The sequence below is a fragment of the Streptomyces sp. NPDC044064 genome (genome assembly GCF_056434245.1).
In genome coordinates this window covers 1-16,535 of the sequence record NZ_JBWKFN010000062.1, presented here as the reverse complement: position 1 = coordinate 16,535, position 16,535 = coordinate 1, and the positions used below count along the sequence as shown (strand labels likewise).

The 16,535-nt window shown below is 69.9% G+C and carries 15 protein-coding genes, 1 rRNA gene and 1 riboswitch; of the genes, 12 read left to right on the top strand and 4 right to left on the bottom strand.

Annotated elements, in window-relative coordinates; translation table 11 throughout:
* From rrf to AC07DS_RS45930, 11 genes are all read left to right on the top strand, one after another.
* Positions 1–95 (top strand): 5S ribosomal RNA (gene rrf, locus AC07DS_RS45980); the annotation flags it as partial.
* A 110-nt stretch (positions 96–205) separates the two neighbouring features.
* The gene (gene clsA / locus AC07DS_RS45975) at positions 206–814 is read left to right on the top strand and encodes a cardiolipin synthase ClsA (RefSeq protein ID WP_145886500.1); all 609 of its coding nucleotides are present in this window, start codon (positions 206–208) and stop codon (positions 812–814) included.
* Between the two features lie 114 nt (positions 815–928).
* Complete coding sequence (locus tag AC07DS_RS45970; RefSeq protein WP_479154690.1) at positions 929–3,424, top strand: sugar phosphate nucleotidyltransferase; 2,496 nt, start codon at positions 929–931, stop codon at positions 3,422–3,424.
* Between the two features lie 120 nt (positions 3,425–3,544).
* Entirely contained in the window at positions 3,545–4,468 is a 924-nt protein-coding gene (locus tag AC07DS_RS45965; RefSeq protein WP_479154689.1) for a DUF881 domain-containing protein, read from the top strand.
* Positions 4,465–4,797 (top strand): small basic family protein, encoded by a 333-nt coding sequence (locus AC07DS_RS45960; RefSeq protein WP_003988855.1) that lies wholly within the window; start codon positions 4,465–4,467, stop codon positions 4,795–4,797. Before AC07DS_RS45965 ends, AC07DS_RS45960 begins: the two co-directional genes overlap by 4 nt.
* Before the next feature lie 5 nt (positions 4,798–4,802).
* Positions 4,803–5,639: a DUF881 domain-containing protein gene (locus AC07DS_RS45955; protein ID WP_479154688.1), complete on the top strand. Its 837-nt coding sequence runs from the start codon at positions 4,803–4,805 to the stop codon at positions 5,637–5,639.
* A 190-nt stretch (positions 5,640–5,829) separates the two neighbouring features.
* Positions 5,830–6,645 carry an FHA domain-containing protein gene (locus AC07DS_RS45950; RefSeq protein WP_479154687.1) on the top strand — a complete coding sequence of 272 codons (816 nt, stop codon included), beginning with the start codon at positions 5,830–5,832 and terminating at the stop codon, positions 6,643–6,645.
* 39 nt (positions 6,646–6,684) lie between these two features.
* Positions 6,685–7,422 (top strand): transcriptional regulator FtsR, encoded by a 738-nt coding sequence (gene ftsR / locus AC07DS_RS45945; RefSeq protein WP_479154686.1) that lies wholly within the window; start codon positions 6,685–6,687, stop codon positions 7,420–7,422.
* 84 nt (positions 7,423–7,506) lie between these two features.
* Positions 7,507–7,980, top strand: coding sequence for a bifunctional nuclease family protein (locus AC07DS_RS45940; RefSeq protein ID WP_026253112.1), 474 nt, complete (start codon positions 7,507–7,509; stop codon positions 7,978–7,980).
* A gap of 262 nt (positions 7,981–8,242) precedes the next feature.
* Complete coding sequence (locus AC07DS_RS45935; protein WP_479154685.1) at positions 8,243–8,923, top strand: MerR family transcriptional regulator; 681 nt, start codon at positions 8,243–8,245, stop codon at positions 8,921–8,923.
* A gap of 53 nt (positions 8,924–8,976) precedes the next feature.
* Positions 8,977–10,431, top strand: coding sequence for a DNA polymerase IV (locus tag AC07DS_RS45930; protein WP_479154684.1), 1,455 nt, complete (start codon positions 8,977–8,979; stop codon positions 10,429–10,431).
* Here AC07DS_RS45930 and AC07DS_RS45925 read toward each other — a convergent pair.
* Positions 10,353–10,724 (bottom strand): PRC-barrel domain-containing protein, encoded by a 372-nt coding sequence (locus AC07DS_RS45925; protein WP_479154683.1) that lies wholly within the window; start codon positions 10,722–10,724, stop codon positions 10,353–10,355. The genes AC07DS_RS45930 and AC07DS_RS45925 overlap by 79 nt on opposite strands.
* A gap of 119 nt (positions 10,725–10,843) precedes the next feature.
* Positions 10,844–10,938: riboswitch (glycine riboswitch) on the top strand.
* 172 nt (positions 10,939–11,110) lie between these two features.
* Here AC07DS_RS45925 and gcvP point away from each other — a divergent pair.
* On the top strand, positions 11,111–13,996 hold the full coding sequence (gene gcvP, locus AC07DS_RS45920; protein WP_479154682.1) for an aminomethyl-transferring glycine dehydrogenase: 2,886 nt from the start codon (positions 11,111–11,113) through the stop codon (positions 13,994–13,996).
* A 55-nt stretch (positions 13,997–14,051) separates the two neighbouring features.
* Here gcvP and AC07DS_RS45915 read toward each other — a convergent pair whose 3' ends face one another.
* The 3 genes from AC07DS_RS45915 to modB all read right to left on the bottom strand — a co-directional run.
* Positions 14,052–14,471 carry a TOBE domain-containing protein gene (locus AC07DS_RS45915; RefSeq protein ID WP_479154681.1) on the bottom strand — a complete coding sequence of 140 codons (420 nt, stop codon included), beginning with the start codon at positions 14,469–14,471 and terminating at the stop codon, positions 14,052–14,054.
* A 28-nt stretch (positions 14,472–14,499) separates the two neighbouring features.
* The gene (locus AC07DS_RS45910; protein WP_479154691.1) at positions 14,500–15,585 is read right to left on the bottom strand and encodes an ABC transporter ATP-binding protein; all 1,086 of its coding nucleotides are present in this window, start codon (positions 15,583–15,585) and stop codon (positions 14,500–14,502) included.
* A 52-nt stretch (positions 15,586–15,637) separates the two neighbouring features.
* Positions 15,638–16,535: molybdate ABC transporter permease subunit (gene modB, locus AC07DS_RS45905; RefSeq protein WP_479154680.1), on the bottom strand; the 898-nt coding region annotated here is incomplete at its 5' end.

Below are 16,535 nucleotides of genomic sequence, written 5' to 3'. Positions count from 1 at the left end.
AAACGCCCGGTTACATTCCGAACCCGGAAGCTAAGCCTCACAGCGCCGATGGTACTGCAGGGGGGACCCTGTGGGAGAGTAGGACGCCGCCGAACTCCTTTTACAGCTCCGGCTCTTGGGCACACAGCCCAGGGGCCGGAGCTTTTTTGCGTTGAGGTAGGGTCAGGGGGCATCGTTGGCTCGTTTTCGCACAGGAGGCCCCCGGGTGGAGGTCCAGGAGACCCGTGTCCAGACTGACCGGGTCCTCACCATCCCCAACATCCTCAGCATGGCGCGGCTCGTCGGCGTCCCCCTCTTCCTCTGGCTGATCCTCAGGCCGGAGTTCGGGGGTCCCAACTGCGATGGCTGGGCCCTCCTGGTGCTGGCCTTCAGTGGGATCAGCGACTATCTCGACGGCAAGCTCGCCCGGCGCTGGAATCAGATCAGCAGCCTCGGCCGGCTCCTCGATCCGGCTGCCGACCGGCTGTACGTGCTTACCACTCTGCTGGGGCTCACGTGGCGGGAGATCCTGCCGCTCTGGCTGACCGGCCTCCTGCTCGCGAGAGAGCTGGTTCTGCTGGTGATGGTGGGCATCCTTCGCCGGCACGGCTATCCGCCGCCCCAGGTGAACTTCCTGGGGAAGGCCGCCACCTTCAACCTGATGTACGCCTTCCCGCTCCTGCTCCTCAGTGACGGAAACGGATGGATCGCGTCAGTCGCCGCCGTTTTCGGATGGGCGTTCGCAGGGTGGGGTACAACGCTCTATTGGTGGGCAGGAGTGCTCTACGTGGTACAAGTCCGCCGCCTGGTCCGCGCGGACGCCACGGCCGATTGAGCTCGTTGATTGTCCGGACATGGTGGCCCCGATGGCCCGCTGCGGAAAACTGCGGGACAATCTGGACGGGTGAAGTCGGCTAGACCGTCGTCTCTCTAGGAGGACGCTTCCGACATGAAGGCCGTCGTGATGGCCGGTGGCGAAGGCACTCGCCTTCGCCCTATGACCTCCAGCATGCCCAAGCCGCTCCTGCCTGTGGCGAACCGTCCGATCATGGAGCACGTGCTTCGGCTGCTCAAAAGGCATGGGCTCAACGAGACCGTTGTCACCGTTCAGTTCCTGGCATCGCTCGTCAAGAACTACTTCGGCGACGGCGATGAGCTCGGAATGGAGCTCACATATGCCAATGAGGAGAAGCCACTCGGTACCGCCGGAAGCGTCAAGAACGCCGAAGAGGCGTTGAAGGACGATGCTTTCCTGGTCATCTCCGGTGATGCTCTGACGGACTTCGACCTCACGGATCTGATCAATTTCCACAAGGAGAAGGGTGCACTGGTCACGGTTTGTCTGACCCGGGTGCCCAATCCGCTGGAGTTCGGTATCACCATCGTCGACGAGGAAGGCAAGGTCGAGCGTTTCCTCGAGAAGCCGACCTGGGGGCAGGTCTTCTCCGACACGGTGAACACGGGCATCTATGTCATGGAGCCCGAGGTGTTCGACTACGTCGAGCCCGATGTGCCCGTCGACTGGTCCGGCGATGTCTTCCCGCAGCTGATGAAGGAAGGCAAGCCGATCTACGGCTATGTCGCCGAGGGCTACTGGGAAGACGTCGGCACCCATGAGAGCTACGTGAAGGCCCAGGCCGACGTCCTTGAGGGCAAGGTCAACGTCGACATCGACGGATTCGAGATATCGCCCGGCGTCTGGGTGGCGGAGGGTGCCGAGGTGCACCCCGACGCCGTGCTCCGCGGACCGCTCTACATCGGTGACTACGCCAAGGTGGAGGCCGGCGCCGAAATCCGCGAGCACACCGTCATCGGCTCCAATGTCGTCGTCAAGAGCGGTGCGTTCCTGCACCGGGCCGTGGTCCACGACAACGTGTATGTCGGTCAGCACAGCAACCTGCGCGGCTGTGTCGTGGGCAAGAACACCGACATCATGCGGGCGGCCCGGATCGAGGACGGCGCGGTCATCGGTGACGAGTGCCTGATCGGTGAGGAATCGATTGTTCAGGGCAATGTGCGGGTCTACCCGTTCAAGACCATCGAGGCGGGCGCCTTCGTCAACACCTCGGTGATCTGGGAGTCGAGGGGACAGGCGCAGCTCTTCGGTGCCCGCGGTGTGTCCGGAATCCTGAACGTGGAGATCACTCCGGAGCTCGCCGTACGGCTGGCGGGTGCCTATGCGACCACGTTGAAGAAGGGCTCGACGGTCACCACGGCCCGTGACCACTCCCGAGGCGCACGCGCCCTCAAGCGTGCGGTGATCTCCGCGCTCCAGGCCAGCGCCATCGACGTACGGGACCTGGAGAACGTACCGCTTCCCGTGGCCCGGCAGCAGACCGCGCGGGGCAGTGCCGGCGGCATCATGATCCGGACCTCGCCGGGTGTGCCGGACTCCGTCGACATCATGTTCTTCGACGGGCAGGGCGCGGATCTGTCGCAGGGCGGTCAGCGCAAGCTCGACCGGGTGTTCGCGAGGCAGGAGTACCGCCGGGCGTTCCCCGGTGAGATCGGTGACCTGTACTTCCCGGCGAGCGTCTTCGACTCCTACACCGGTTCGCTGCTGCGCAACGTGGACACCACGGGGATCGCGGAATCGGGCCTGAAGGTGGTCGTCGACGCCTCCAACGGCAGCGCCGGTCTGGTCCTGCCCAGCCTGCTCGGCAAGCTCGGTGTGGACTCGCTGACCGTCAATCCGGGTCTTGACGAGTCCCGGCCCACGGAGACCGCCGAGGTGCGCCGCAACGGGCTGGTGCGCCTCGGTGAGATCGTGGCGTCCTCGGGGGCCGCGTTCGGTGTCCGGTTCGACCCCGTCGGCGAGCGGCTGTCGCTCGTGGACGAGAAGGGCCGGATCATCGAGGACGACCGGGCGCTGCTCGTGATGCTGGACCTGGTGGCCGCCGAGCGGCGCAGCGGACGTGTGGCGCTGCCGGTGACCACGACCAGGATCGCCGAGCAGGTGGCCGCCTACCACGGCACGCAGGTCGAGTGGACGACCACGTCTCCGGACGACCTCACGCGCGTGGGACGCGAAGAGGGCACCATTTTCGGCGGTGACGGCAAGGGCGGGTTCATCGTCCCCGAGTTCAGCGGCGTCTACGACGGCACGGCTGCCTTCGTACGGCTGATCGGGCTGGTGGCGCGCACGCAGCTCACACTGAGCCAGATCGACGCGCGGATTCCGCGGGCGCACGTTCTCAAGCGGGACCTGGCGACCCCGTGGGCCGTAAAGGGCCTGGTGATGCGGCGTGTCGTCGAGGAGGCCGGTGATCGCTCTGTCGACACGACGGACGGCGTCCGGGTCGTGGAGACCGACGGCCGCTGGGTGATGGTGCTGCCCGACCCCGCCGAGGCCGTCACCCATCTGTGGGCCGAGGGGCCCGACGACGCCTCGGCGCAGGCCCTGCTGGACGAGTGGTCCGCCGTGGTGGACAGCGCCGGGCGGTAGAACCGCCAGCTCCGGGCGGCAAAAGCCACAGCACACGCGCGTGCCGGACAAGTGTCCCCAAGGGGGCCTGTCCGGCACGCCGGTGGGGCCATTCGGAGGTACTGCGCGCGACATGCGACGATGTGCGGCATGCCGCAGCAACCCCCCGTTCGGAGCAGCCCCCCTCGGGCGCGGCGTCCGGACGCTTCCATGTCGTTGATCACCAACGTCATGGACCACAGCCTCGACGACGGGTATGCCGAGGCCGCCGCCCGGAAGAGGTCCCAGGGCATCGAGGGCGGGCTGCCGAAGACCCTCAGGGCGAAGCTGGGCCTGGCGGCCGGGCTGGTGCTCGCGGCGCTGGTCGTGACCGTCGGAGCGGCCCAGGCGCGGGTGGCGGCGCCCGTGGTGGCCAAGGAGCGCCAGGAGCTGATCGACCGCATCGACCGCGAGACCGCGGCCGCGGACAGCCTGGAAAGTGATGTCGACAAGCTGCGCGACGACGTCAGCGGCCGCCAGCGGGCGGCGCTGAAGCAGAGCGGCGGCGGTTCCGGGGCGGACCTGGTGGGCATTCTGTCGGGCGCCACCGCGGTGCACGGCCCCGGGGTGAAGCTCGTGGTCGACGACGCCAAGGAGGCCAGCACAGGCGGCGACGGCACCGACAATCCGCGCGAGACCTCCGGATTCTCCGACACCGGGCGGCTGCGCGACCGGGACATGCAGCGGGTGGTCAACGGGCTGTGGGCCTCGGGGGCCGAGGCCGTCTCGATCAACGGACAGCGGCTGACGGCCCTGTCCGCGATCAGGGCCGCGGGTGACGCGATACTGGTCGACAACAGGCCGCTGGTGCCGCCGTACACGGTGCTGGCGGTGGGGGACGGTGGGCAGCTGAGCACCGGGTTCCAGAACAGCGCGGACGGGCTGTATCTGCATGCCCTGGAGCAGAACTTCGGCATCCGCGCCACCATCTCCACGCAGAGTGACGTCCGGTTGCCCGCCGCACCGAGTGTGATCGTACGCACAGCACAGCCGAACGCCGAGAAGACTGAGAAGGGCACATCGTGATCGCCGTACTGGGCCTCGTCGTGGGAGTCGTGGCCGGCCTGTTGGTCCGGCCTGAGGTTCCGGCGGTCGTCGAGCCTTATCTGCCGATTGCCGTCGTGGCGGCGCTGGACGCCGTGTTCGGTGGTCTGCGGGCCATGCTGGACGGCATCTTCGACGACAAGGTCTTCGTGGTGTCGTTCCTGTCGAACGTGGTCGTGGCCGCGTTGATCGTTTTCCTGGGCGACAAGTTGGGCGTGGGTGCCCAGCTGTCCACGGGTGTCGTGGTCGTTCTCGGTATTCGGATCTTCTCGAACGCCGCGGCGATCCGGCGGCACGTCTTCCGGGCGTGAGGCGGATGAGCAACCAGGAAGAGCAGCCGGAGAACAGGCTGCGCAAGGAACTGCCCGACGAGGTGCCGGCCCCTGCCGCCGAGCCCGAGCAGGTGCCCGCCGAGAGTGCCGAGCCGCAGCTCACCGGGCGCCAGCGGCTGGTCAAGGGGGTGTGGCCGCCGCGGGTGACCCGGGCCCAACTCATCGTCGCGCTGCTGCTGTTCGGCCTCGGTTTCGGCCTGGCGGTGCAGGTGGCGTCGAACAGCGACAGCGACAGCGCGCTGCGCGGAGCCCGTCAGGAAGATCTTGTTCGCATCCTCGATGAACTGGATGACCGTACTCAGCGTCTTGAGGACGAGAAGCAGGGACTCGAGAAGCAGCGCCAGGAGCTGCAGAGCAGTTCCGACCAGGCCGCGGAGGCGCGCCGGCAGACCGCCGAGAAGGAGAGACAACTCGGCATTCTGGCGGGCACCGTGGCCGCGCAGGGTCCCGGCATCACGATGACGATCGAGGACACGAAGGGGACGGTCAAGGCGGACATGCTGCTCGACACGATCCAGGAGTTGCGCGCGGCCGGCGCGGAGGCGATCGAGGTCGACGGAGTACGGGTGGTCGCGGGCAGCTACTTCACCGACTCCGGAAAGACCGTGAGCGTCGACGGGAACAAGATCAACGCTCCCTATCGTTTCAAGGTCATCGGCAAGCCGCAGGATCTCGAGCCGGCGCTGAACATTCCTGGAGGCGTGGTGCAGACGCTGGAGAAGGAGCAGGCCACGGCGACCGTCGAGCGATCGAGCAAGATCGTCGTGGACGCCTTGCGACAGGCGAAGCAGCCTGACTACGCTCGGTCGTCCTCCCAGTGAACCGGTGGTGCATGGGGGACGTCCGGCAGGGGCATGAGGTTGCGGGGGGTCGGCGCACCGAAGGAGTGGCGCGTGGTGGAAACTGTCTGGTGGATACGGACGTTGTGAGGGTGTCCGGGTCGGCCGGTGTAGGCAATCAGGGTTCGTCCTGCCCCACGGGCGGGTCTGTTTCGGTCAAGGGGAATCGCCCGTGAAGTTGTTTGCGAAGTTGTTCGGCAAGAGCGCGCGAGAGGGTAGCGACAACGCGACCGCTCGTCATCGCGCACAGCCTGACGCAGAGGGCCAGCGCCCGCTGTTCCGTGACCAGGTCGCTGGTCCGGGCGGTGACATTTCCGGAGGTCAGGGCGCGGCGTCTGTTGACCCTGCCCAGTCCGGCGGCATAGGTTTCGGGCAACCGTCAACCTCAAGTGCGGGTGGAGGGTTTGCCTCCGACCCGTATGCGTCCAACGCCCCTGCGGAGGATCCGTCCATGTCGGTCCTGGTCTGTACGAGGTGCGGTAACCGCAACGCGGAGAACGCCCGCTTCTGTTCCAACTGCGGTGCGCCGCTGCGGCCCGGTGTGGCGCCGGAGCGCGCGTCCGAGACCACGTCCACGATCTCCATCTCCGGTCTCGAGGCCTACGACGCCGAGGTGACCGGCCAGACGGCCATGCCGATGCTCTCGCCCGAGGCGCAGGCCGCGGTCGACGCCCTGCCGATGGGCTCGGCGCTGCTGGTGGTGCGCCGGGGTCCGAATTCGGGCAGCCGCTTCCTGCTGGACAGCGACCTGACCACGGCCGGCCGTCACCCGCAGAGCGACATCTTCCTGGACGACGTGACGGTCTCGCGTCGGCACGTGGAGTTCCGGCGCTCCCCGGACGGCTCGTTCACGGTGGCCGACGTGGGCAGTCTGAACGGCACGTACGTCAACCGCGAGCGGATCGACCAGGTCGCTCTGTCGAACGGTGACGAGGTGCAGATCGGCAAGTACCGGCTGGTCTTCTACTCGAGCCGGCAGGGCATCTGACCCCCCGGACTCCGTCCGGGGGGACCCCAGGGAAGGTCCATGCTTCAAACACCGAGCGGCGGTGCCCGAAGCGGTACCGCCGCCGCGGGCAGTGGGCTGATGAGCATCGGCGCGGTGCTGAACGCACTGCGTGACGAGTTCCCCGAGGTCACCATCTCCAAGATCCGCTTCCTGGAGTCGGAGGGCCTCGTCGAGCCGCAGCGGACCCCTTCGGGGTACCGGAAGTTCAGTGCCGGTGACGTCGAGCGCCTCGCGCATGTCCTGAGGATGCAGCGGGACCACTATCTGCCGCTCAAGGTGATCCGCGAGCACCTGGACGCCATGGAGCGGGGCGAGGCCGTCCAGTTGCCCCTGGTCGGGCGCCAGCGCACCGGCGAGGACGTGCTGGAGCCGCTCGAGCGGCCCACGGTCGCCCGGATCGGGCGGGCCGCGCTGCTGGCGGCCGCCGACATCGCCGAGGGCGACCTCGAGGAGTGGGAGTCGTACGGGCTCATCGCCCCACTGGAGGACGGGGCGTACGACTCCGAGGCCGTCACCGTGGCCTCGCTGATCGCCGAGCTGGGGCGGTTCGGGATCGAGCCGCGCCACCTTCGGGTGATGAAGGCCGCCGCCGACCGCGAGGCGGGGCTCGTGGACCAGGTGGTGGCCCCTCTCAAGCGCCACCGCAACCCGCAGACCAGGGCTCATGCCGAGGCCCGGGCGAAGGAGCTGGCGGCGCTCACGGTGAAGCTGCACGGCGCGCTGGTGCAGATCGCTCTGGGTGTCCGGCTGCCCTGAGCGGCGTGGGTTCCAGGGTCCGGATCGGGCACCTGTTCCCGGCCCGACTACCCAAACGTCCCGGGCACGGCCTAGGGTTGCTGTGTGAACGAGCTCGATGTCGTAGGTGTCCGGGTGGAAATGCCCTCGAACCAACCGATCGTGCTCCTGCGCGAAGTGGGGGGCGACCGTTACCTCCCCATCTGGATCGGGCCGGGGGAGGCGACGGCGATCGCCTTCGCCCAGCAGGGCATGGCCCCCGCGCGACCGCTGACCCACGACCTGTTCAAGGACGTGCTGGAGGCCGTCGGCCAGGAGCTGACCGAAGTACGCATCACGGATCTGCGTGAGGGCGTCTTCTACGCGGAGCTGGTCTTCGCCAGCGGGGTGGAGGTGAGCGCGCGTCCCTCGGACGCCATAGCGCTCGCACTGCGCACCGGAACGCCGATCTACGGCAGTGACACGGTGCTGGACGACGCCGGCATCGCGATCCCGGACGAGCAGGAGGACGAGGTGGAGAAGTTCCGCGAGTTCCTCGACCAGATCTCGCCCGAGGACTTCGGCACCAGCAGCCAGTGAGACGGGGGCCGGCCGGGCGGCCCGCGGGTCTTTGACCGGCCGGTCGGCGGTTCGCCGGGCCCCGGCGCCGTGGCAATTGCCACCGGCCATTGAGAGCGTCCTACGGCCCACCGCCGGAGCATTCGGCTAGCCTTTCCCCGCGGTGGGGCACGGGAAACCACTCCTAGGGTGATTATCACTCGGCGTGCCGAGTGTGGCGATCGTTGACGCACCCCTGGTGACTGCCTACCGTCGAGAAGGCAGGTCAAGGACGGAGGTCGGCGTGAGAATCAGCGGCGACGGTACGGCTGGGGGTGCCCCCGGACGACTCGGGGAGAGCGGTCCGTACCCTCCCCCGGGTTCTCAGCTGCGTTCGGACAGGGGGTACCCCCAGCCCGGCAGCGCGGTCGACCGCGCCTCACAACGACCGACGGTGGTGCCCGACGGCGGAGGGGCGACGTCCATGGCGTCCGAAGAGATCGGCTATCGCGGGCCCACCGCCTGCGCGGCCGCCGGAATCACCTATCGGCAGCTCGACTACTGGGCCCGCACCGGCCTCGTCGAGCCGAGCGTGCGGCCCGCGTACGGCTCGGGCACGCAGCGCCTGTACAGCTTCCGGGACGTCGTCGTACTGAAGATCGTCAAGCGGTTCCTGGACACCGGGGTCTCGCTGCAGAACATCCGTACGGCCGTACAGCACCTCCGGGAACGCGGTTTCCGTGACCTGGAGCGGATGACGCTCATGAGCGACGGCGCCACGGTCTACGAGTGCACCTCGCCCGACGAGGTCCACGCCCTGCTCCAGGGCGGTCAGGGGATCTTCGGCATCGCCGTCGGTGTGGTCTGGCGGGACGTGGAAAGCGCGCTCTCCCAACTGCACGGCGAGCGCATCGACACCGGGGAGACCCTGGTCGGCAACAACCCGGCGGACGAGCTGGCCAGGCGCCGCAACCGGGCGGTCTGACGGCGCCCCTTCGGGGGTCCGCGTTGTCAGTGGCGTGGTGCAGCATCGGAGATGTGAGAAACGCGCCCACGATCCTGCATCTCGACATGGATGCCTTCTTCGCCTCGGTGGAGCAGGCGTCCAAGCCGAGCCTGCGCGGGAAGGCCGTCGTCGTGGGTGGACTCGGACCGCGCGGAGTGGTGGCCACCGCGTCGTACGAGGCCCGGGTCTTCGGGGTCCACTCGGCGATGCCGATGGCCCAGGCCCGCAGGCTGGCGCCGAACGCCGCGTATCTCGTGCCGCGCTTCGCCCTGTACAAGTCGGTCAGCGAGCAGGTCATGGCGCTGCTGCGGGCGCTGTCGCCGCTGGTGGAGCCACTGAGCCTGGACGAGGCGTTCGTCGATCTGGAGGCCGGGGCAGCGGCCTGGGACGAGGCCTCGGCGCGGCTGGCCGGGACGAAGCTGCGGGCGGACATCCGGACGGTCACGGGGCTGACCGGGTCGGTGGGGCTGGCCGCCTCCAAGATGCTCGCGAAGATCGCCTCGGAGCAGGCCAAGCCCGACGGGCTCGTGCTGATCGAGCCCGGGACCGAGCGGGCGCTGCTGGGCCCCATGTCGGTGCGGACGCTGCCCGGGGTCGGGCCGGCGACCGGGGACCATCTGCGGCGGGCCGGGATCACGACCGTGGAGGAACTGGCCGAGGCGGGCGAGGACGAACTCGTCCGGATGCTCGGCAAGGCGCACGGGCACGCGCTGTACGCCATGGCGCTGGCGCACGACGACCGGCCCGTGGTGGCCGAGCGGGAGACCAAGTCGGTGTCGGTCGAGGACACCTACGACGTGGACATCCATGACCGGCTGCGGGTCGGACTGGAGGTGCAGCGGCTCGCCGACCGGTGCGTGGTGCGGCTGCGGGGGGCCGGGCTGTCCGGGCGGACCATCGTGCTGAAGGTCCGGCGGTACGACTTCTCTACGCTGACCCGCTCCGAGACGCTCCGCGGCCCCACCGACGATCCGGCGGTGATCAGGGAGGCGGCCGCGCGGCTGCTGGAGTCCGTGGACACCACGGGTGGGGTACGGCTGCTGGGCGTGGGCGTCTCGGGGCTCGCCGACTACACCCAGGAGGACCTGTTCGCGCAGGCCGCGGCCGGCGAGCGGGACGCGGCCGCGGCAGCGGAGGCGTCGGAGGAGGCCCTGCCCGACGCCGTGGAGGAGCGCCCGGAGCCCGCCGAGCGGCAGTGGCGTGCCGGCTACGACGTGCGGCACGCCGAGTACGGGCACGGCTGGGTGCAGGGCAGCGGCCTGGGGCGGGTCACTGTCCGCTTCGAGACACCACAGTCCGAGCCGGGGCGGGTCCGTACGTTCTTCGTCGACGATCCTGCGCTGGAGCCGGCCGAGCCGTTGCCGTTGGTTGCGGGAACCGGCGTCGCCCACCTGCCCCCGGCCGGGGATCAGACCTCTTCCGTGCCCGCCAGCTTGCCGAAGTCGTGGTCCGGTACCGAGGGAGGTGCGGCCGCGTCCAGGCCGTAGTGGTGGTAGAGCTGGAGTTCCTGTTCGGGGGAGAGGTGGCGGCCCACGCCGAAGTCGGGGGCGTCCTTGATGAGCGCGCGGTCGAAGGGGACCCGGAGGGAGCCCTCCACCAGTTCGCTGGGCTCCAGGGGGACGAAGGCGTCCCGGGAGAACAGGCCGGTGCGTATGGCCGCCCACTCGGGCACGCCCGTGGCATCGTCGAGGTACACCTCGTCGATGGTGCCGATCTTGGTGCCATTGCGGTCGAACGCCTTGCGGCCGATCAGGTTGCGCGGATCGATTTCGGTCTGCACGGTCCCTCTCCCTCCACTTGGTCGCAACTCATCCGTAAGCACTACAAAAGAGCACATTCAAGGAGGCGGCCACTCGAGGGCCCATGCGTTGACCTCGCTGGTAGGCTGACAGCGGCTGCTGACCCCGTGCGGGAGAGTCCTCCGACCACCTCGGAGGCGCCGAAGGAGCAAATCCTCCCCGGAATCTCTCAGGCTCACGTACCGCACGGACGAGGTCACTCTGGAAAGCAGGGCGGGTGTCGACGGCTCCCGCCCTCACCGACGGTGAAAGCCGGGACCCTCGGGCGCCCGGTGAAGCTCTCAGGTTTTGATGACAGAGGGGGAGGCCGTCGGGGCAACCGCCGTGGTGCCCCTCGAAGGTCGCGTCTGACCAGGAGGCCTCCGCAATGACCGCCCATCGCACTCCGCTCTCCGAGCTCGAAGCGGGCATCCCCTTCGAACAGCGCCACATCGGACCCGACCAGGAGGCGCGGGCCAAGATGCTCGCGCACGTCGGTTACGGCTCGCTCGACGAGCTCACCGCCGCCGCGGTGCCGGATGTGATCAAGAACGCCGACGCGCTCGATCTGCCGGGTGCCCGTACCGAGGCCGAGGTGCTCGCCGAGCTCCGCTCGCTCGCCGACCGCAACCAGGTGCTCGGCTCGATGATCGGGCTCGGGTACTACGGGACCTTCACCCCGCCGGTCATCCTGCGCAACGTCATGGAGAACCCGGCCTGGTACACGGCCTACACGCCGTACCAGCCGGAGATCTCGCAGGGCCGCCTCGAGGCGCTGCTGAACTTCCAGACGATGGTCGCCGACCTCACCGGTCTGCCCACGTCCGGCGCCTCTCTCCTGGACGAGGGCACGGCCGCCGCCGAGGCGATGTCGCTGGCCCGGCGCATGGGCAAGAACAAGAAGGGCCTGTTCCTGGTCGACGCGGACGCGCTGCCGCAGACCATCGCCGTCATCGAGACGCGTGCCGAGCCGACCGGTGTCGAGGTCGTCGTCGCCGACCTCAGCGACGGCATCCCGGCCGACATCGCCGCGCGCGAGATCAACGGCGTGCTGATCCAGTACCCGGGCGCCTCCGGTGCCGTGCGCGACATCAAGCCGGTCATCGACCAGGCGCACGAGCTGGGAGCCCTCGTCACCGTCTCCGCCGACCTGCTGGCCCTCACCCTGCTGACCTCGCCGGGTGAACTGGGTGCGGACATCGCCGTCGGCACGACCCAGCGCTTCGGTGTGCCGATGGGCTTCGGCGGGCCGCACGCGGGCTACATGGCGGTGCACGAGAAGTTCGCGCGCAGCCTGCCCGGCCGTCTGGTCGGCGTCTCCGTCGACGCCGACGGCAACAGGGCCTACCGCCTCGCGCTGCAGACCCGTGAGCAGCACATCCGCCGTGAGAAGGCCACGAGCAACATCTGCACCGCGCAGGTGCTGCTCGCCGTGATGGCCGGCATGTACGCCGTCTACCACGGCCCCGAGGGGCTGCGCGCCATCGCCCGCCGTACCCACCGCTACGCCACGATCCTCGCCGAGGGTCTGAAGGCCGGCGGTGTCGAGATCGTTCACGGCGCCTACTTCGACACCCTCACCGCGCGCGTGCCCGGCAAGGCCGCCGAGGTGGCCGCCGCCGCCCTGGAGAACGGGGTCAACCTGCGTCTCGTGGACGCCGACCACGTCTCCCTCGCCTGTGACGAGACCACCGACCGGGCCCAGCTGGCCGCCGTCTGGTCCGCCTTCGGTGTCGAGGGCGACATCGAGGCGCTGGACGTGACGGCCGCGGACTCCGTGCCCCAGGCGCTGCTGCGCAGCGACGACTTCCTGACCCACCCGGTCTTCCACGAGCACCGCTCCGAGACCGCCATGCTGCGCTACCTGCGCAAGCTGGCCGACCGCGACTACGCGCTCGACCGCGGCATGATCCCGCTGGGCTCCTGCACCATGAAGCTCAACGCGACCACCGAGATGGAGCCCGTCACCTGGCCCGAGTTCGGCCAGCTGCACCCCTTCGCGCCCGCCGAGCAGGCCGAGGGCTACCTCACGCTCATCCGCGAGCTGGAGGAGCGTCTCGCCGAGGTCACCGGCTACGACAAGGTCTCGCTCCAGCCGAACGCCGGTTCGCAGGGCGAGCTGGCCGGTCTGCTGGCCGTTCGCGGCTACCACCGGGCCAACGGCGACGAGCAGCGCACCGTCTGCCTGATCCCGTCCTCCGCGCACGGCACCAACGCCGCCAGCGCGGTGATGGCCGGCATGAAGGTCGTCGTCGTGAAGACCGCCGAGGACGGCGAGATCGACGTCGAGGACCTCCGGGCCAAGATCGAGCAATACCGCGACCAGCTGGCGGTCCTGATGATCACCTACCCGTCCACGCACGGTGTGTTCGAGGAGCACGTCGCCGACATCTGCGCCCAGGTGCACGAGGCCGGCGGTCAGGTCTACGTCGACGGCGCCAACCTCAACGCCCTGGTCGGCCTCGCCAAGCCGGGCCACTTCGGCGGCGACGTCTCGCACCTGAACCTGCACAAGACCTTCTGCATCCCGCACGGTGGCGGCGGCCCCGGCGTCGGCCCGGTCGCGGTCCGCTCGCACCTGGCGCCGCACCTGCCCAACCACCCGCTGCAGCCGGCGGCCGGCCCGGAGACGGGCGTCGGCCCGATCTCGGCGGCGCCCTGGGGCAGCGCGGGCATCCTGCCGATCTCGTGGGCGTACGTCCGCCTGATGGGCGGCGAGGGCCTGAAGCGCGCCACCCAGGTGGCCGTGCTCTCCGCGAACTACGTCGCCAAGCGCCTGGAGCCGCACTACCCAGTGCTCTACACCGGCCCCGGCAACCTGGTCGCGCACGAGTGCATCATCGACCTGCGTCCGCTGACCAAGGCGACCGGTGTGAGCGTGGACGACGTGGCCAAGCGCCTGATCGACTACGGCTTCCACGCGCCGACCATGTCCTTCCCGGTGGCAGGCACGCTGATGATCGAGCCGACCGAGTCCGAGGACCTGGCCGAGCTGGACCGGTTCTGCGACGCGATGATCGCCATCCGCGCGGAGATCGAGAAGGTCGGCTCCGGCGAGTGGCCGGCGCAGGACAACCCGCTGGCGAACGCCCCGCACACCGCGGCCGCGCTCGGTGGCGAGTGGAAGCACGCCTACAGCCGCGAGGACGCCGTCTTCCCGGCCGGTGTCTCGGCCGCCGACAAGTACTGGCCGCCGGTGCGCCGGATCGACCAGGCCTTCGGCGACCGCAACCTGGTCTGCTCCTGCCCGCCGCTGGACGCGTACGAGGACTGAGCGACCCCCTGGTGACAGCGAGCCCCGCCCGTGTTCGGGCGGGGCTCTGCCGTGCTCACGCCGAGGCCAGCGCCACCTCGGTCGCCTTGATCAGGGCGATCACGTCGGAACCGACGAAGAGGCCGAGGTCTTCGGCCGCGTCCTTGGTGATCACGGCCGTGAGTTCGCCGCCGGGCACCGACACCTTCACGGAGGCCATGGCTCCGCCGAGGGCGATATGGACGATCGCGCCAGGGAGCTGGTTGCGGATCGACAGGCCCTCGAACCGGCTCGTGGCGAGTGAGATCTCCGTCGACTTCACCAGTGAGAGGACGCGGGAGTCCGGGGCGAGTCCGAGCTGCTCGACGGCCTCCAGAGTGATGGCCGCCATGAGCTCCTGCCCGCCGTCCAGGCGGATCTTGACCGTGGCCATGACCTCGCCGGGGTGGACCTCGGTGACGGTTCCGGGAAGCTGGTTGCGGATGCTCAGTGTCATGGGCACCCACAGTAGGGCGTGCGCCCGTTCAGGCAGGGTATGCGTGTGTCTGCGTCGCTTTGACCGTCGCCCAGACAGCTGCGCCTGGATGCAGGTCCAGCTCTGCCGCGGCGACCGTGGTGAGGTCGGCGGCAAGGGGGAGTTCGCCGGTGAGGTCGGCGCGGATCTGGTCGCCGTGGGTCTCCAGACCGGCGACCTCGCAGCGCCACAGGTTGCGGGCGCTGGCACCGGTGGGCCGGTCCCGGAAGAGGGTGACGGCGACCGGCGGGAACGCCACGAAGGCCGGCCCGGAGAGGACCTCCGTGGTCGTGATCGAGGGCCCGGCGTCGAGCCGTACCGTGTGCCCCTCGGCCCTTCCCCGGTACAGGTTGAGGCCGACCAGCTGCGCGATGTAGTCGGTGCGCGGATGACGGGCGATGTCGGCCGGGGTGCCCTCCTGGACGACCCGGCCGTGCTCGACGACCACCAGCCGGTCCGCGAGCACCATGGCGTCCAGCGGATCGTGCGTGACGAGGACGGCGACCGCCTCGAACTCGGCCAGATGGCGGCGGAGCTGGGCGCGGACCTCCAGACGGGTTCGGGCGTCCAGGGCTGCCAGCGGCTCGTCCAGGAGCAGCAGCCGGGGCCGGGTGGCCAGGGCGCGGGCGAGTGCGACGCGCTGGGCCTGGCCGCCGGAGAGCCTGCGGGGCTTGGCACCGGCGTGGTCGGACAGGCCCATGCGGTCCAGCCAGGCGGCGGCCTGGGCCCGCGCCCCGGCCTTGGAGACGCCCTGGCAGCGCGGTCCGAAGGCCACGTTGTCCAGGGCGGACAGGTGCGGGAAGAGCAGGTAGTCCTGGAAGACGACGCCGACCGGGCGGGACTCGGGCGGAGTGCGGTCCAGGAGGACACCGTCCAGCCGCAGATGGCCGTCGGTGAGCGGGACGAGACCGGCGAGGGCGCGCAGGGCGGTGGTCTTGCCCGCGCCGTTCGGGCCGAGCAGCGCCACGACGTCCCCGGGGGCGGCGGTCAGGGCCACGTCGAGGCGGAAGGAGCCCTGCTCGACGACGAGCCGGGCGTCGAGCCCCTGCTCGCCCACCACCTGGAGGCCGGTCCTGGGGGCGTCGATGTCGGTCATGGAGAGGGCGTCCTTCGTCGGCACACGCACAGCGTCGTCTTCCATCCTCCCGTCACCGCCCGGTCCCCGTCAGCCACCGGTCCCGCAACCCCGCCAGGACCGCGACGGACACGGCCAGCAGGACCAGGCTGAGGGCGATGGCCGCCTCGGGGTCGTTCTGCAGGGCGAGGTAGACCGCGAGGGGCATGGTCTGGGTGCGGCCGGGGAAATTGCCCGCGAAGGTGATCGTCGCGCCGAACTCACCGAGCGCGCGGGCCCAGGCCAGGACCGCGCCCGCGGCGATGCCGGGGGCGATCAGCGGCAGGGTGACCCGGCGGAACGCGGTGAAGCGGGAGGCGCCGAGCGTGGTGGCCGCCTCCTCGAAGCGCGGGTCGGCGGCCCGCAGGGTGCCCTCGACGCTGATGACCAGGAACGGCATCGCGACGAACGCCTCCGCGATCACGACGCCGGTGGTGGTGAAGGGAAGGGTGATCCCGAACCAGGAGTCGAGCCACTTGCCGACGACGCCGTTGCGGCCCAGGGCGAGCAGCAGGGCCACACCGCCGACCACCGGCGGAAGCACCAGGGGCAGGGTCACCAGGGCGCGGACGAGACCGCGGCCCGGGAACTCCGTACGGGCCAGCAGCCAGGCCAGCGGCACCCCCAGCACCAGGCTCACGGCCGTCGCCGCAGTCGCGGTGACCAGGGACAGCTGGAGCGCCTGCCACACCTCCGCGCTGGTCAGCTGCTGCGGCAGGCTCCGCCAGGGAGCCCGTACGAGCAGTGCGATCAGCGGCAGCAGCAGGAACGCCATCGCCACCACGCCGGGCACCAGCAGCGGCAACGGCACCCCGCGTCGGCCCCCCGTGCCGACGCGGCGGGGGGGGGGGGGGGGGGGGGGGGGGGGGGGGGGGGGGGGGGGGGGGGGGGGGGGGGGGGGGGGGGGGGGGGGGGGGGGGGGGGGGGGGGGG

What these genes read in the sequence shown, in the direction of transcription:
- ftsR (WP_479154686.1), top strand. Translation starts at nt 6,685, where the DNA reads ATGCTTCAAACACCGAGCGGCGGTGCCCGAAGCGGTACCGCCGCCGCG.
- AC07DS_RS45970 (WP_479154690.1), top strand. Translation starts at nt 929, where the DNA reads ATGAAGGCCGTCGTGATGGCCGGTGGCGAAGGCACTCGCCTTCGCCCT.
- AC07DS_RS45910 (WP_479154691.1), bottom strand. Translation starts at nt 15,585, where the DNA reads ATGACCGACATCGACGCCCCCAGGACCGGCCTCCAGGTGGTGGGCGAG.
- gcvP (WP_479154682.1), top strand. Translation starts at nt 11,111, where the DNA reads ATGACCGCCCATCGCACTCCGCTCTCCGAGCTCGAAGCGGGCATCCCC.
- AC07DS_RS45965 (WP_479154689.1), top strand. Translation starts at nt 3,545, where the DNA reads ATGTGCGGCATGCCGCAGCAACCCCCCGTTCGGAGCAGCCCCCCTCGG.
- AC07DS_RS45915 (WP_479154681.1), bottom strand. Translation starts at nt 14,471, where the DNA reads ATGACACTGAGCATCCGCAACCAGCTTCCCGGAACCGTCACCGAGGTC.
- AC07DS_RS45955 (WP_479154688.1), top strand. Translation starts at nt 4,803, where the DNA reads ATGAGCAACCAGGAAGAGCAGCCGGAGAACAGGCTGCGCAAGGAACTG.